Origin of the sequence: Streptomyces sp. NBC_00663, from assembly GCF_036226885.1 — a bacterium.
Lineage (GTDB): Bacteria > Actinomycetota > Actinomycetes > Streptomycetales > Streptomycetaceae > Streptomyces.
The window spans coordinates 2,859,031-2,871,589 of sequence record NZ_CP109027.1 but is presented as its reverse complement, the minus strand read 5'-3'; the positions used below and the strand labels follow the sequence as shown (position 1 = coordinate 2,871,589).

The window sequence follows — 12,559 nt, the reverse complement described above, 5'->3', positions numbered from 1 at the left end:
CACGGCACGAAGTACCGGCCGTCCGGGCAGCGCGGAGCGGGGCCTGTCAGCCCGACGTCACGAGCAGCCACCGGAGAGCCGGTGGCCGGAGTCTGGACGCCTCGGGGCTGGACACGCGGGCAGGCTACTCGTTCGACCCGGTCCCGCGCAGGGATTAACGACGCCGTACGTCGACTACTGCAACCGTCGCACTCTGTAACGTATTTGTCCCGCGTCGTCCGTAGTCCGCTCCCCTTCCCCGCGCCGAGTCGGAATGCTGGACGACCACTGGCAGCGACGGGGGACGCGATGACCTGGTGGCAGTTCGGCGTGCTGGGCGCCGGGGGAGGCCTGAGCGTCGAGCTCCTGGCCGTCTTCCGGGGCTGCGCGCAATGGCAGGCCGCGCGCCGCACCTCCACGGGCCGCCGCCGCGCGAAGCCCCCACCCCTACGGCAGTACCTGGACCTGGCCGCCCACACCTGCCTCGCCGTCCTCCGTGCTGCCATCGGCGCGACAACAGCCCTCCTCTTCGGAGCGAGCGGCCAGATCAGCGGGGCGTACGCGGCGGTGGCCCTCGGCGTCTGCGCCCCCGCGGTACTGGCCACGCTGGGGGCGGTCCCCCAGGTGGCGAGCCTGGTCGCGGGGACGCCGGCCCAGGCCGAGAGTTCCCTGGAGACGGCCGGTCCCGGGAGCGGTCAGTGAGGGCGCCACTGTGGCGGCGGGTGCTGATGATGTTCTTCGGGGCAGCGCCGGGGGACGGGGTCCGGGAGGAGCTGCCGGCGCCGCGGTTCGGGGAGTATCCGCTGCAACGGCGGGTGGTGGCGGGGCTGTTGGGGGTACCGCTGCCGTCCGCGGGTACGCGGGTGCCGTTCACCGCGGCCGAGGTGGCCGACGCGCACGAGCCGTGCATGGTGGCCGAGTTGCCCGCGCTGGTTCTGTCCGCCGGCCCTGAACGGAAGCGCCGAGGCGGCGGACTCGTGCGGGCGGTGCTGGCGGGTGCCGTGGGCGTCGCCGCGGTCGGCGGGGTGGCGCTGGGACTGATGCAATGGCGGTCCGGTGAAGCGGAGTTGACCGGCCCGGGGGCGGTGGTGGAGGTCGGCACACCACTCGCCGTCGGTGACTGTGTCGTCGCGGCGTGGCCGGGGGGCGTTCGCTTCGACGGGGTGCCACGGCTGACGGAGGAGTCCACCTGCACCACGTACCCCGACGGCCAGGTGCTCGCGGTCGTCCCTGCCGAGAGTGCTGCCGAGGCGCGCCGGGAGGGGCCCGTGAAGTGCGAACAGCGCACCAGGAAGGCGCGTGCGAAGCTCCCCGACGTCCGCAGCTTCGCCGTGGTCCCGACGCGGGCCACGTTCCAGGGCGCGGGCCGCGTCACGTCGTGCCTGGTGCTGGGCGCGCACGGCCCCGTGTACGGACCGCTCGACGCCTTCCGGAAGCCCGGGTACAGCTTCCTCGGCACGGCCAACATGCAGAAGGGCGACTGCCTCGACGTGGTGTCGAGCCGGAGCGCCCGCCTGGCCTCCTGCTCCCAACCGCACGACGAGGAAGTGCTCGGGTTCGCCCGGTTCGGCTCCGACATGACGTTCGGCCAGATCAAGGGGGACCCGGGCCGCTACTGCGAGATCGCTGTGCCGCCGGCCGAGCACGGCTACGCCTCGTCGGCCTACTCGGCGGGCTCCTGGGTGAGCGAGCTCTCCTGGGAATCCGGAGCGCACTACGTCGTCTGCACCGTCCGCAGGGCCGACGGTGCCGCCATGGCGCCGAAGCGCCGGTGAGCCACGAGCAGCTCACCGGCGCCCTCGCCGATGGCTCACGCGTTCTTGATCGCCGAGATGTCGAAGTTCAGCTTGATCTTGTCGGAGACCAGCACCCCGCCCGTCTCCAGCGCGGCGTTCCACGTCAGGCCCCACTCCGAGCGCAGGATCTCCGCCTTGCCCTCGAAGCCGACGCGCTCGTTGCCGAACGGGTCCTTCGCGGCGCCGTTGAACTCCAGGTCGATGCTGAGCGGCTTGGTGGTGCCGAGGATGGTCAGGTCACCGGTGATCCGGTAGTCCTCGCCGCCCAGGGACTCCGCCTTGGTGGAGCGGAAGGTCATGGTCGGGAACTCCTCGATCTTGAAGAAGTCCGCGCTCTTGAGGTGAGCGTCGCGGTCGGCGGAGCCGGTGTCGATGCTCTCCATCTTGACGTCGATGGAGGCCGACGACGCGGACGGGTCGCCGCCGTCCAGGTGCAGCGAGCCGCTGAAGTCGAGGAACTTCCCCTTGACGTTGGTGACCATGGCGTGACGGACGGTGAAGCCGATCGTGGAGTGGGCCGTGTCGATCGTGTAGTCACCGGTCAGGGCGGTCAGGTCGGTGTTCGCCATGGTGTGCTCCTTCGGAGTGAGTAAGTTGAACGTTGAACTATCCAACACGGACGACGGTAGACCTATTCCATTCAAGTTTCAACATCATCCGCAACGTGTTGGCGCGAATACCCTGAGGTGGTAGATGCCCAAGGCATGAACCCACGTCACGGCACTTCCCTGAGACTCACCCGCAGGGCCCTGTTACTCGCGGCGACCCTCGTCGCCACCAGCACCTCGGTGAGTCGAGCCGCCGACCCCGACCCCTACGCCGACCTCCGCCACCGCTGGCTCGGCCTCTCCCTCGGTGACGGCTACGACCCCACCGCCGAGCCCTACGCCTCCCGCCTCGCCGAGACCGGCGAACTGGCCCGCGCCTTCCGGGCCGCCATGTCCCCCGCCCCCGCCTCCCTGTGGCCCGACCGCCCCTACGACCCGCCCTCCGGCATCACCCAGAGCTACAGCCGCCTGTGGACCATGGCTCAGGCCTGGGTCCAGCCCGGCACCGGCTCCACCGGCGACGACACCCTCCTCGCGGACGTACTGCGCGGCCTCGACCACCTCTCCGCCACGGTCTACAACCCCTCCACCACCCGTTACGGCAACTGGTGGGAGTGGCAGATAGGCAGCCCCCGCCTGCTCATGGACCTGGTGGCCGCCCTCCACGACCACCTCACGGACACCCAGCGGCAGCAGGCCTGCGCCGCCGTCGACCACTTCATCCCCGACACGATGCTCACCGACTACTTCGGCACCTCCACCGGCGCCAACCGCGTCGACCTGTGCCGCTCCGTCGCCCTGCGCGGCATCCTCGGCCGTGCACCCGACCGCATCGCCCTCGCCCGCGACGCGCTCTCCCCGGTCTTCCCGTACGTCACCCAGGGCGACGGCCTCTACGCCGACGGCTCCTTCGTGCAGCACACCTGGGTCGCCTACTCGGGGACGTACGGCCAGGTCCTGCTCGACGGCCTGGGCCGCCTCTTCGCCCTCCTCGCGGGATCGGAGTGGGAAGTCACCGACCCCGTCCGGCAGATCGTCCTCGACAGCGTCGAGCACGCCTACGCGCCCCTGATCCACGACGGGTTGATGATGGACAGCGTCAACGGGCGTGCCATCAGCCGGGGTTACCTCAAGAGCGACGACCGGCACGTCATGCGCAGCGACCACTTCCACGGCCAGGGCATCATCGCCGCCATCGCCCTCCTCGCGGCCGGCGCGAGCCCGGCGGAGCGACAGCGCTGGTACGGCCGTATCAAGGACTGGATCGAACGGGACACGGTCACACCGATCTTGACGGCACGTCAGTTCGGGGTCGCCGACCTCGCCAGACTCCAGGCCGTGGCCGAAGCACCGGAACCCGCGGTCCCCGCCCCGCTCGGTCACCACCTCTTCGCCGCCATGGACCGCGCCGTCCACCGACGCCCCCGCTTCGTCGCGAACCTCGCCATGGCGAGCGACCGCATCGCGCACTACGAGTGCGGCAACGGCGAGAACCCGCGAGGCTGGCACACCGGCGCCGGAATGCTCTCCTGGTGGGCCGAGGGGAACGGCGATCAGTACACGGACTGGTACTGGCCGACGGTCGACTGGTACCGCCTCCCCGGTACGACCGTCTCCACGCGCCGCCTGCCCGACAAGGCCGGCGGCGAGTGGGGCGAGCCCAAGCCCGACGTGCGGTGGGTCGGAGGCGTGACCGACGGCGAGTACGCGGCGATCGGCCAGCACCTCAAGGGCCTCGGCTCCACCCTCCAGGCCCGCAAGTCATGGTTCTGCGCCGACGACACGGTGATCTGCCTGGGCGCCGGCATCACCTGCGCCGACGGCGTCCCGGTCGAGACGGTGGTCGACAACCGCAACCTGGGGGAGAACGGCACCCAGACCTTCGTACGCGGCCACGGCTGGGCCCACCTCGAAGGCCACGGCGGCTACCTGGTGCCGTACGGCGCACTCCGCACCCTCCGCGAGGACCGCACCGGTGCCTGGTCCGACATCAACGCCACCAGCACGACGGAACGGGCCACCCGCCGCTGGCAGACCCTCTGGTTCGACCACGGCACCGACCCGGCCGACGCCTCGTACGTCTATGTCCTGCTGCCCGGCGCCACCCGTCACGAGACCGCCGCCCGGGCCGTCGACCGCCACCGGATGTCGGTCCTCGCCAACGACGCCACCCGGCAGGGGGTCAGGGTCCCCTCCCTCGGCCTGACAGCCGTCAACTTCTGGCAGGCCGGGACGGCAGGGCCGCTCACCGCCTCCGCGGGCGCGAGCGTGCTGGTCCGGCGCCGGGGCCGCGCTGCCACCCTCTGTGTGAGCGAGCCGCCGCGCACGGGCGAGCCGCTGGAGATCATCTGGGACCACCCGGTACGCACCGTCCTGAGGGCCGACGACTCGGTCGAGATCCTCGCCACGGGCCGCCGTCTGCGCCTCCGTGTCACCCCAGGGAGGGCATGCGCCACGCATGAATGTGAGGTGGCTCTCGCCTGACGGCTTTGTCTGACCCCTACAAGCCCGATGCCCTCTGAGCAGTCGGAATGGCTGCATGCCGCTCAGGTTCTGTTCAGGGCTACCAGGAAAACGGGCCGGAGACTGTACGGAGTCGACGGCCCGGTTTCCTTGCGATGCTTCGTAAGGTCACTACATGACCGTTTTGGATGACGCGCCGAGTGAGCCGACGGACGCACGTGGGCGGGTGGCCGAGCTGCACGAGATCCGTGCGCAGGCACTGGCCGGACCGAGTGAGAAGGCGACCGAGGCGCAGCACGCCAAGGGCAAGCTGACCGCACGGGAGCGCATCGAACTGCTTCTCGACCCGGGGTCCTTCCAGGAGGTCGAGCAGCTGCGCCGACACCGCGCGGTCGGGTTCGGTCTGGAGGCCAAGAAACCGTACAGCGACGGTGTCATCACCGGCTGGGGCACGGTGGAGGGCCGCACGGTCTTCGTCTACGCCCATGACTTCCGGATCTTCGGCGGCGCGCTGGGCGAGGCCCACGCCACCAAGATCCACAAGATCATGGACATGGCCATCGCGGCCGGTGCGCCGCTGGTGTCGCTGAACGACGGCGCCGGCGCCCGTATCCAGGAGGGCGTCTCCGCCCTCGCCGGGTACGGCGGCATCTTCCAGCGCAACACCAAGGCGTCCGGTGTCATCCCGCAGATCAGCGTGATGCTCGGCCCGTGCGCGGGTGGCGCGGCCTACAGCCCGGCGCTGACGGACTTCGTGTTCATGGTCCGCGAGACGTCCCAGATGTTCATCACCGGCCCGGACGTGGTCAAGGCGGTGACGGGCGAGGAGATCACCCAGAACGGCCTGGGCGGTGCGGATGTGCACGCCGAGACGTCGGGCGTCTGCCACTTCGCCTACGACGACGAGGAGACCTGCATCGCGGAGGTGCGCTACCTCCTCTCCCTCCTCCCGCAGAACAACCGCGAGAACCCGCCGCGCGCGGAGGCCACGGACGCGCCGGACCGCCGCGGCGACGTCCTGCTCGACCTGGTCCCGGCCGACGGCAACCGGCCGTACGACATGGCCAAGGTCATCGAGGAGATCGTCGACGACGGCGACTACCTGGAGGTCCACGAGCGCTGGGCCCGCAACATCATCTGCGCGCTCGCCCGCCTCGACGGCCAGGTCGTCGGCATCGTGGCGAACCAGCCGCAGTCCCTCGCGGGCGTCCTGGACATCGAGGCATCGGAAAAAGCTGCGCGCTTTGTCCAGATGTGTGACGCTTTTAACATTCCGATCGTCACCTTCCTGGACGTTCCCGGGTTCCTTCCGGGTGTCGACCAGGAGCACGGCGGCATCATCCGCCACGGCGCGAAGCTCCTTTACGCCTACTGCAACGCGACCGTGCCGCGGATCTCGCTGATCCTGCGCAAGGCGTACGGCGGTGCGTACATCGTCATGGACAGCCAGTCCATCGGCGCCGACCTCACCTACGCGTGGCCGACGAACGAGATCGCCGTGATGGGCGCCGAGGGCGCGGCCAACGTGATCTTCCGCCGTCAGATCGCCGAGGCCGAGGACCCCGAGGCCATGCGGCAGAAGATGGTCAAGGAGTACAAGTCCGAGCTGATGCACCCGTACTACGCGGCCGAGCGCGGCCTGGTCGACGACGTCATCGACCCGGCGCAGACCCGCGAGGTCCTCATCAAGTCCCTGGCGATGCTCCAGACCAAGCACGCCGACCTGCCGTCCCGCAAGCACGGCAACCCCCCGCAGTAACCCACAGGTACCGCTGCGGAAACCTCTCTCACGGAGACTGTGACCTATGAGCACCCCTGACATCCGCGTCGAGAAGGGCCACGCCGAGCCCGAGGAAGTCGCCGCCATCACGGCCGTCCTCCTCGCCCGCGCCGCCGCCCAGCCCGCCGAGACCCCGGACCGTCGCCGCCCCAAGGCCGGCTGGCGCCGCCTGGAGCGCGAGGGCGGCTTCCGCGCCCCACACAGCTGGCACTGAGCCCCACAGCGACACAGCGGGCCCCGACCGTCCATCATGGGCGGGCGGGGTCTTCTGTTGTCTGCGCGGAGGGGGAACCGGTGGGCGTACCGGGCGAGTTGGTGGCCGAGGTCGAGCTGATCGACGGGCTCTTGAAGCTGGAACCGGGGTCGAAGCCGCTGGACAGGGCGAATGTCCGGGTGGAGGCCGAGGGGGCGCTGCGCGAGCTGTTGAAGCTCTACGAACGCGATGAGCAGGCACGGATCGAGGTGCGGGCACTCCTCAGCCGCTGCGACAGGTTCACCTGGGCCACGGGCGTGCCACGAGGCCGCGCCCCCCACGCCTTCCGGCGGCAGCTGCTCCTGCTGTCCGCGCGGGACCAAGGCCGTGACACCCGGGACGAGATGGTCTGGCTCAACGACATCTGCGCGGAGGCCCGCGAGGCAGGCGTCGATATCCGCCCGCTCCTGCTGGAGGTCGCCGAACTCTCCAGTACCGAGGACAAGTACGGGATGGGATCCGTCCGCGGCATCCTCCTCAGGGCGGCCGAACACGACCCCGTCGGGCTCTGGTAGCTCCCGGCCAACACAACGGCCCCTGAGCCTCCTTGGAGAGGCTCAGGGGCCGTTGTGCGTCGTACGCGTCGGAGTTCCTACCGCAGGCGCGCCATCAGCGCGTGCTCCACCAGCGTGATCAGCGCCGACTTCGCGTCCGCGCGGTGGCGGGCGTCCGTCGTGATGATCGGGGTGTCGGGGCCGATCTGAAGCGCCTCGCGGACCTCGTCCGGGTTGTACGGCTGGTTGCCGTCGAAGCCGTTGAGCGCGATGACGAAGGGGAGACCCGAGTTCTCGAAGTAGTCGACCGCGGGGAAGCAGTCGGCGAGACGACGGGTGTCCACCAGCACGATCGCGCCGATCGCGCCGCGCACCAGGTCGTCCCACATGAACCAGAAGCGGTCCTGACCGGGCGTACCGAAGAGGTACAGGATCAGGTCCTGGTCCAGGGTGATACGGCCGAAGTCCATGGCCACCGTGGTGGTGGTCTTGTCCCCGGTGTGGGTGAGGTCGTCGATGCCCGCCGACGCGGACGTCATGACGGCCTCGGTGCGCAGCGGGTTGATCTCCGAAACGGCCCCGACGAACGTGGTCTTGCCCACGCCGAAGCCACCCGCCACCACGATCTTCGCCGAGGTGGTGGAGCGGGAAGGACCGCCGCTAGAGCTTGCGAAGTCCACTGAGCACCCTTTCGAGCAGTGTCACGTCTGGCTGGCCGCCGGCGTTCTCGTCGCCGCCGGGCTGATGGATCGCGACCAGGCCCGCCTCCGCCAAGTCGGCGACGAGGATCCTGGCCACTCCGAGAGGGATGGTCAGCAGAGCCGAGACCTCGGCTACCGACTTGATCTCCCGGCAGAGGTTGCAGATCCGCTGATGCTCGGGCAACTGGCCCTGCATCTGGTGCGGCTGCGCGGTGGTGTGCACCAGCGCCTCGATGGCGAGCTGGTAGCGGGGGCGCGTCCGGCCGCCGGTCATGGCGTACGGGCGCACCAAGGGGTTGTTCGACGCCCCTGCGGGCGCGGGCTCAGGGGCGCGTCGCTGCGGCTGCACCGGCTGGATGCGCGGCGCCGGCGGCTGATCGTACGGCGACGGTCCGGGACCCTGGGGGTGCTGGGGCGCGTACGGCTGCCGCTGGCTGGGTGCGGAGGGGAAGTTGTAACGGTTCGGGTTCTGGGCACCGTCGTTCTGACCCTGTCCGGGGCCGTACGACCAATTGCCCGACGATGAACCGCCTGGGGGTGTTGCCACTTTCTCTCCTCCTCCGACCGTGCCGGGCACCGCATCACTGTGGAGCCGCGTCCCGAAACCTTACGGCCCCGGGACGCCAAAACGCACCGTCTGTCTGTTAGTTGAGCAGGCTCCCTTGGAGCTCCGCACGCAGATCGGGCGTCAGGACCGTACCGGCACGGTCCACCAGAAGGGCCATCTCGTACCCAATGAGGCCGATGTCCGCCTCCGGGTGGGCCAGGACCGCGAGCGAGGAACCGTCGGATACGGACATGATGAAGAGGAATCCCCGCTCCATCTCCACAACCGTCTGGTTCACGGCGCCGCCCTCGAAGATGCGGGACGCACCCGCGGTCAACGAGGTCAGACCGGACGCGACGGCCGCAAGCTGGTCGGCGCGGTCGCGCGGAAACCCTTCGGACATCGCCAGAAGGAGTCCGTCGGCGGAGACCACCACCGTGTGAGACACCCCGGGGGTGTTGTCCACGAAGTTGGTGATCAACCAGTTCAGGTTCTGTGCCGCCTGGCTCATCGGGCTCACACTAACGCTCCTGGTTGTAGGTGCTGTCAGGACCGAGGCCCTGGCCGTTCGTTTCACTTCCTGCGCTTCGACCCCGCTGGACCCCGCGGCGCAGGTTGCTCAGCCTGCCCCGGACGTCCTCGGGAGCGCGGGAGACCTGTGGGCCCCCCTGGGGGGTGGTTTCGGCGGCACCCTCGACCAGGTTGGCCTTGGGTACCCGCCTCGGCAGACCGGAGGAGGTGACCCCGCCCGCCTTGGGCTTCTTGAGCGCCGAAGCCTGCTGCCAGCGCGCGTCGTTGGCCGAGCGCCAGTCACCGTTGCCGGTTCCGTTGCTGCTGCCGTTGCCGTTGCTCTCCGGTGCGGAGGGCGTCGGCTGCGGGTTCACGGTCCGCGCGCCGAACATGTCGGTGGTGCCGGCGCCCGTGCCGTTCGCGCTGCTCGTGCCGTTCGCTCCGCCGGCGCCTGATCCGCGACGGGGAAGGCCGGCGTCGGTCAGCTCGTGCGCGGCCGACGGGCCCGGACCGGGACGGTCGAAGCCTACGTGGTCGCGCTCACTCACGTCAGCGGCCTGCGTGGATTCCGCTTCGGGAGCGTACTGGTCCTGGTAACCGTTCTGGTAGCTGTCCTGCTGCGGCCAGTCGTCCTGGTAGCGGCGCTCCTCGAAGGCCGGGAAGGACTCCGGGGCGGAGGCGTGGCCGGCCGGGGACTCCTCCTGGACCGGTTCCGCATACGAGGGCTCGGGGTAGCCGCCGCCGTTCGACGAGAAGGTGTCGTTCTGCGGCAGGCCGCCGTTCGGCGCGTAGTACTGCCCGTCGTACGACGGCTGCTGCTGCTCCTCGTACGCGGCGCGCTGCGGGTCGGCGTACGCCGACTGCTGCTGCTCCTCGTACGAGGCGGGCTCCTGGTAGCCGCTCTGGCTGTTCTGGCCGTTGTCGTACGCGGCCGGACGGCCGTCGAACTCGTTGCCGTACGACGGGGCCGCGGGCGTTTCCTGGCCGGGCTCCGTGGGGTGCGCCTGGGCCTCCAGGGCCGCGCGGCGCTCCTCGCGCATCAGGGAGCGGCCCACCGGGTCCAGCTCACGGATGTCGTCGGGGATCTCGGGGTTGTAGCGGCTGTCGTCGAAGCCCAGCTCGGCGGCGGTCCGCATGGGCAGACCGTTGTTGAAGTCCTCGCCGTGGTACTGCTGCTGCTCCGGGATGATCTGCGAGACGGTGAACTCGTCGACCGGCGCCTGCTGCTCGCCACCGCCACCGTGGGTGATCGCGTCGGGCAGCATGACCAGCGAGGTGGTGCCGGCCTGCTCGCCGGAGGGGCGGAGCTGGACGCGGATGCCGTGCCGGTCGGACAGTCGGCCGACCACGAACAGGCCCATGCGCTGGGAGATCGCGGCGTCCACGGTCGGCGGGTTGGCCAGCTTGTGGTTGATGTCCGCGAAGTCCTCGGCGGTGAGGCCGATGCCCTTGTCGTGGATCTCGATCATCACGCGGCCGTCGGGGAGGCGGGTCGCGGTGACGCGGACCTTGGTCTGCGGGGAGGAGAACGTGGTGGCGTTCTCCAGCAGCTCGGCCAGCAGGTGCACGAGGTCGGTCACGGCGCGGCCGTGGATCTCGGCCTCCGGGACGCCGGAGAGCTCGATGCGCTCGTACTGCTCCACCTCGGAGGAGGCGGCGCGGAGCACGTCGACCAGCGGGACCGGCTGGTCCCAGCGGCGGCCGGGCTCCTCGCCGGCGAGGACCAGGAGGTTCTCGCCGTTGCGGCGCATACGGGTCGCGAGGTGGTCCAGGCGGAAGAGGTTCTCCAGCTGGTCCGGGTCGGCCTCGTTGTTCTCCAGTTCGGTGATCAGGGTCAGCTGGCCCTCGATCAGCGACTGGTTGCGGCGCGACAGGTTGGTGAAGATCGCGTTGATGTTGCCCCGCAGCAGCGCCTGCTCGGCGGCGAGCCGGACGGCCTCGCGGTGGACCTGGTCGAAGGCGCGGGCGACCTCGCCGATCTCGTCGGTCGAGTTGATCGGGATGGCCTGCACCCGGGTGTCGACGCGGCCGGGGTCGGTACGCGAGAGCTGGTCGACCAGCATCGGCAGCCGCTGCTCGGCGATGCCGAAGGCGGCGTTGCGCAGCTGGCGCATGGCGCGGGACATCTGGCGGGCCACCATGCCGGCCAGGATGAACGCGGCGAGCAGGGCGACGACCACGGCGGCACCGGTGATGAAGGCGTCACGCTTGGCCTCGTCGGCGATGCTCGCGGCCTCGCTCACCGCCTTGTCGGCCATGTCGGACTCGATGGTCCGGTAGGTCTTGTACTTGAGGGTGTTGAACGCCCACCAGTTGTTGGCCGTGACGCCCTTGGCGGCGAGCGTCTGGCGCTCGGTCTCGTCCGTGGAGCTGATACTGCCCACGTACTTGACGAACTCGGCCGTGTCGGTCGTCGGCGCCGGCACATAGTTCGGGTTCTGCTTCGCGGCGTCCTGGGCCATCGTCTTGCCCTCGGTGAGGGCCTGCGCCTGGAGCGACTTCAGCTTCGCGGCATCGGCCTCGGTGCCGCCGCCGATGTACTCCTCGATGGCGATGCCCTCGAGGTAGGCGTACGAGGTGAGCGCGGTGCGCTGGGCGGCCAGGTCCGCGGGCTTGGGGCCCGGGGCGATCAGCAGGTGCATACCGATGGCGCGCTCCAGGGACAGAGACGCCTTGGTGAGCGCGATCGCGTAGACGGTACGGCCGTAGCTGGTGATGTTTCCGGTGCCCAGACCGAGCTCGTTGGCGAACTCCATCAGGGGGTGCGCGACCGCTACATAGCCCTCTTCGGTCTGCACGCCTTTGAGCCGGCTCGTGTAGGCGTTCGTGCGCAGGGCCTGGAGGCCCGCCTCGCTGTCGCGGAACAGCTGGAGGCGGCGCTGGAGACCCGCCGTCTGCGGCATGTTCTGGGCGGCCTCGTCGAAGGCGTCGGCGGCGTTGTCCGTGGCCTTGCGGGCGGCGACGACCGTCTTGTCGTCCTCGCCCTTGCCCTCCAGGAGCGGGGCGGCGGTGCTGTCCCGCTCGGTGTAGAGGGCGTCGCCGTAGGTGAGCGCGGCCTGGACCAGGCGCGCGGTCTTCTCGGCGTTCTCGGCCTCCGTCCAGGTGTCGATCGAGCTCTTCACCTGGAAGCCGCCCATGACGAGGCCGACCAGCACGGGTATGAGCAGGATCGCGTTCAGCCTGGTGGGCACCCGCCAGTTACGGGGGGACAGCCGACCACCGCTCGGCGCCGGAGCAGCCGTTGGTTCGGATCCGGGCACAGGGGCGGGCGCCGCTCCGCGCGGCGGCGGGGTGAAGTTGCCCCGGGCCGACGGCTCGGGACCGTTCTTGCTTCGCCTCACTCGACCAACAACCTCTCGGAGGGGTCGGCACCTACGTTGTGCCGCAGTCTCTCAGAGCCCAGTTCGCCTTCGACTGATGAGTACGTCTTTGACTATTGGGCAGTTCAGGCATTCCAGCACGTGGTCCTGCGCTCGTCCAAACATGGG

11 protein-coding genes are annotated in these 12,559 nt (G+C 70.0%); 6 read left to right on the top strand and 5 right to left on the bottom strand.

The window, feature by feature from the left end; translation table 11 throughout:
• The first annotated feature begins 288 nt into the window (after positions 1–288).
• Together OG866_RS12840 and OG866_RS12835 are read left to right on the top strand one after the other, a co-directional pair.
• Positions 289–681 carry a hypothetical protein gene (locus OG866_RS12840; protein ID WP_329334331.1) on the top strand — a complete coding sequence of 131 codons (393 nt, stop codon included), beginning with the start codon at positions 289–291 and terminating at the stop codon, positions 679–681.
• A complete protein-coding gene (locus OG866_RS12835; RefSeq protein ID WP_329334329.1) occupies positions 678–1,754 on the top strand; it encodes a septum formation family protein in 1,077 nt (358 codons plus the stop codon). Before OG866_RS12840 ends, OG866_RS12835 begins: the two co-directional genes overlap by 4 nt.
• Before the next feature lie 35 nt (positions 1,755–1,789).
• On the opposite strand, the gene OG866_RS12830 is transcribed toward OG866_RS12835, so the two are convergent.
• Complete coding sequence (locus OG866_RS12830) at positions 1,790–2,344, bottom strand: YceI family protein (protein WP_329334327.1); 555 nt, start codon at positions 2,342–2,344, stop codon at positions 1,790–1,792.
• 135 nt (positions 2,345–2,479) lie between these two features.
• Here OG866_RS12830 and OG866_RS12825 point away from each other — a divergent pair, with 135 nt between their 5' ends.
• The 4 genes from OG866_RS12825 (at position 2,480) to OG866_RS12810 (ending at position 7,334) form a co-directional block, all read left to right on the top strand.
• On the top strand, positions 2,480–4,807 hold the full coding sequence (locus OG866_RS12825) for a polysaccharide lyase 8 family protein (RefSeq protein ID WP_329334325.1): 2,328 nt from the start codon (positions 2,480–2,482) through the stop codon (positions 4,805–4,807).
• 154 nt (positions 4,808–4,961) lie between these two features.
• Positions 4,962–6,545, top strand: coding sequence for an acyl-CoA carboxylase subunit beta (locus OG866_RS12820; protein WP_329334323.1), 1,584 nt, complete (start codon positions 4,962–4,964; stop codon positions 6,543–6,545).
• Positions 6,546–6,591: 46 nt separating this feature from the next.
• Positions 6,592–6,780 carry an acyl-CoA carboxylase subunit epsilon gene (locus OG866_RS12815; RefSeq protein ID WP_329334321.1) on the top strand — a complete coding sequence of 63 codons (189 nt, stop codon included), beginning with the start codon at positions 6,592–6,594 and terminating at the stop codon, positions 6,778–6,780.
• A gap of 80 nt (positions 6,781–6,860) precedes the next feature.
• Entirely contained in the window at positions 6,861–7,334 is a 474-nt protein-coding gene (locus OG866_RS12810) for a hypothetical protein (protein WP_329334319.1), read from the top strand.
• Between the two features lie 77 nt (positions 7,335–7,411).
• Here OG866_RS12810 and OG866_RS12805 read toward each other — a convergent pair whose 3' ends face one another.
• The 4 genes from OG866_RS12805 to OG866_RS12790 all read right to left on the bottom strand — a co-directional run bounded on the left by OG866_RS12805 (position 7,412) and on the right by OG866_RS12790 (position 12,412).
• On the bottom strand, positions 7,412–7,993 hold the full coding sequence (locus tag OG866_RS12805; protein ID WP_026248371.1) for a GTP-binding protein: 582 nt from the start codon (positions 7,991–7,993) through the stop codon (positions 7,412–7,414).
• Positions 7,974–8,561, bottom strand: a complete 588-nt coding sequence (locus tag OG866_RS12800) for a DUF742 domain-containing protein (RefSeq protein WP_194084807.1) — start codon at positions 8,559–8,561, stop codon at positions 7,974–7,976. Before OG866_RS12800 ends, OG866_RS12805 begins: the two co-directional genes overlap by 20 nt.
• Positions 8,562–8,658: 97 nt before the next feature.
• Positions 8,659–9,072 (bottom strand): roadblock/LC7 domain-containing protein, encoded by a 414-nt coding sequence (locus OG866_RS12795; RefSeq protein WP_003993185.1) that lies wholly within the window; start codon positions 9,070–9,072, stop codon positions 8,659–8,661.
• A gap of 10 nt (positions 9,073–9,082) precedes the next feature.
• Complete coding sequence (locus OG866_RS12790) at positions 9,083–12,412, bottom strand: sensor histidine kinase (protein WP_329334316.1); 3,330 nt, start codon at positions 12,410–12,412, stop codon at positions 9,083–9,085.
• Positions 12,413–12,559: the final 147 nt, after the last annotated feature.

Excerpts from the sequence above, each read along its gene's own strand:
- OG866_RS12840 (WP_329334331.1), top strand. The coding sequence starts at position 289 with ATGACCTGGTGGCAGTTCGGCGTGCTGGGCGCCGGGGGAGGCCTGAGC.
- OG866_RS12830 (WP_329334327.1), bottom strand. The coding sequence starts at position 2,344 with ATGGCGAACACCGACCTGACCGCCCTGACCGGTGACTACACGATCGAC.
- OG866_RS12825 (WP_329334325.1), top strand. The coding sequence starts at position 2,480 with ATGAACCCACGTCACGGCACTTCCCTGAGACTCACCCGCAGGGCCCTG.
- OG866_RS12820 (WP_329334323.1), top strand. The coding sequence starts at position 4,962 with ATGACCGTTTTGGATGACGCGCCGAGTGAGCCGACGGACGCACGTGGG.
- OG866_RS12815 (WP_329334321.1), top strand. The coding sequence starts at position 6,592 with ATGAGCACCCCTGACATCCGCGTCGAGAAGGGCCACGCCGAGCCCGAG.
- OG866_RS12795 (WP_003993185.1), bottom strand. The coding sequence starts at position 9,072 with ATGAGCCAGGCGGCACAGAACCTGAACTGGTTGATCACCAACTTCGTG.